At 44.5% G+C, this 2,631-nt stretch carries 3 protein-coding genes; all 3 read left to right on the forward strand.

Features of this window, described 5'->3' with window-relative positions; genetic code table 11:
- The coding region (locus ENN47_06925; protein ID HDP77901.1) for an SDR family NAD(P)-dependent oxidoreductase at positions 1-213 on the forward strand (213 nt) is incomplete at its 5' end.
- A 243-nt stretch (positions 214-456) separates the two neighbouring features.
- The gene (locus ENN47_06930; GenBank protein HDP77902.1) at positions 457-1,020 is read left to right on the forward strand and encodes a DUF2202 domain-containing protein; all 564 of its coding nucleotides are present in this window, start codon (positions 457-459) and stop codon (positions 1,018-1,020) included.
- A gap of 189 nt (positions 1,021-1,209) precedes the next feature.
- Positions 1,210-2,034, forward strand: a complete 825-nt coding sequence (locus tag ENN47_06935) for a DegV family protein (GenBank protein HDP77903.1) — start codon at positions 1,210-1,212, stop codon at positions 2,032-2,034.
- Positions 2,035-2,631 lie beyond the last annotated feature (597 nt).

A 2,631-nucleotide genomic window follows, 5' to 3' on the forward strand; every position in this document is an offset into this window, starting at 1 on the left:
AGAACAGAGTTTTTCGATGTCGCTTCGGGAGGAAGGAAGCAGCTGCCGGGGTCCATGTCCCCCGAAGAAGTTGTGAAAAGGGCACTTGATGCATTTGAAAAAGGAAAGAGAAGCGTGGTAAGCGGGTTGATCAACAAAATAATCGCTTCAGGATCAAGGTTGGTGCCGAGATCAATAGCAATGAAAGCCGCGAGAAGAGTATTTGAAGAATAGTGGACTGAAAGGCTGCTTTAAAACTCTGAGCAACTTTGTAATTTCCAATGACCTCTAGTCTCAACACACTACTGAATTTCTGCAACGAATATTCATTCAGTCAGGCGAAACTCTTCGATTGTGAGTGAAAAGGAAAGATAAAGCCAACAGGATTGACCTTCGAGCGATCTCCAGATTCTCAGGAGATTTTAAGCCACGCAGGTTAATATCTATTCAAGATCCAAAAAACGGAGGTAGAAGATAATGAAGAGAGTATTATATGCAATAGCGATAGTTCTGATTTTCAGTTCAATGACACTGGCCAGCGGCTTAATGACCGAGGAAGATGGAATTGCTTTCATGAGAGAAGAAGAAAAGCTGGCTCATGACGTCTATACCGTTCTCTACGAAATGTGGGGACTAAATGTCTTCAGTAACATTGCTAGAAGCGAACAGACTCATACAGAAGCGGTTCTTTCTCTAATCGGCGATTTTGACATGGTAGATCCTGTAGGAGAAAATGAAGTTGGAGTCTTCACCGATTCGACGCTTCAGAAGCTTTATGATGAACTCATCGAGAGTGGAAGCAAGTCTCTTCTGGATGCGGTAAAAGTTGGTCTTCTGATAGAAGAGATAGATATTAAGGACCTGGAAGATTTGCTTGAGGGAGATATCGACTCGAGGACTGCAAGGGTATACGAAAATCTGCTTAGAGGCTCTGAGAACCACCTCAGGGCATTCCTCAGGCAGTATGAGAGACTTGCAGGAAGCTATTCTCCTGAAGTACTCGATGTTGAAAGGTTCAAAGAGATTGCATCTGGCAGATAGACTGGTCAGCGAATAGGATTCAAAAGGGCGGACGATCCGCCCTTTTCTTTTGGAATTAGGTATTCGGTGGTCTTTAGAGACAATTTTCCACCAAGATGGTTTCAAGTATTGGACGACTTTCTGCCCAATCATTGCTATGGACTCGTAATGACATATAATCTTATTATATGAACACGGAGGAGGGATACGGTGGTCAGGATAGTAACGGACAGCTCATGTGATCTGCCGGTTGAAACGTTGAAGAAGTATGGTATTCCCTTTGCCTCTCTCAACATTTCCGTTGATGATATGACTTTCAAGGAAGATATCGACATCACTCCAGAGGAGTTCTGGCGATTAATGGGCAAATCCCGGGAGCTTCCAAAGACATCTCAACCTTCGCCGGCCGATTTTGCTGAGATCTTTGAGGATATTCAGAAGAAGGGTGAAACTCCACTTTGCATTACTATTTCATCAAAACTCAGCGGTACGTATCAATCAGCGATCCTCGGAGCCGAAATGAGCGGAGGCAAGGCGATCGTATTCGATTCTCTCGCAGGTTCGATTTCACATGGCATTCAGGTACTGATAGCCGCTAGAATGGCTGAATCGGGTGCTAAGTTGGACGAAATAGTCGAAGCGCTGGAGAAGTACCGAGAAAACTTGAAGATTATCATCCCTCTTGCGACAGTGGAGAATATTGTCAAAGGCGGCCGTCTTAGCAAATTTCAAGGCAGCCTGGTTAACATTTTGAACATGAAGATTATCCTGCACGGCATAAATGGCGAAGTTAAGCTCCTTATGAAGGTAAGAGGAAGCAGGAGATTTAGAGAAGCGATAATTGAGTTGATAGAAGCTTCCTCAAAGACCGGGAAGAAGATCTTTGGCATAACACACGTGGATAATCTCAAAGACGCTGAGTTCTTTGCTTCTGAAATAAGAAAACGCGCGAGAGATTCGGAAGTAATAATTGGAAAGATGGGTCCTGCGATTGCCACATATGCTGGAGAGGGCGGACTCATATTGGCGCTCTGAACCAACCATTTGGAGTAACCGGGAAGTCTCGGGAGATTTGAGATGACGAGTTGCCGGCTAAAGTGACAGAAGATCAGGATTTTGAATCAAGTCAGAAGACAGAAAAATGCGAAGCCGGTGAAGAGCGTATCTGCATGCAATGCCGATTCGCAGCGTAGCACTCCCAGTTGATCGATAGCGGTCATTCTATTAGTCGTGGAATCTGGTTTCTGAAATTACATCATCATGGAATGAATCGGACTTCTAATCTTTCCGTGAACTGCATTGTTTCAAGTGAGGATTAGACGAATCAATCATTTGCGGGACCACGAATTCGCTCCACAACTTCAGCTCAAGAAAGAAGCTGGACAGCGAATTCGAATGTCAAACAATGTTTCTCAGGATTCCAACTTACAGATTCTGGCACAAAGTGAGGATGCTGCCGGCGCGCTTGCTTCTCCGTGACAGCCTTACTTATAATCTTAAGGATCGAAGATCTCCGTTCCCGGAGGTTCAGTGTCATAAAAAAGCAGTTCTTCGAAGCACAACCAGCAGAACTGAGAAATATCAGCAAATCAAGTCAGTGGCTCCAGGCTATCAGAAGAACGGCATATTCTG

Origin of the sequence: Mesotoga infera, from assembly GCA_011045915.1 — a bacterium.
Classification (GTDB): domain Bacteria; phylum Thermotogota; class Thermotogae; order Petrotogales; family Kosmotogaceae; genus Mesotoga; species Mesotoga infera_D.

What these genes read in the sequence shown, in the direction of transcription:
- ENN47_06930 (HDP77902.1), top strand. Translation starts at nt 457, where the DNA reads ATGAAGAGAGTATTATATGCAATAGCGATAGTTCTGATTTTCAGTTCA.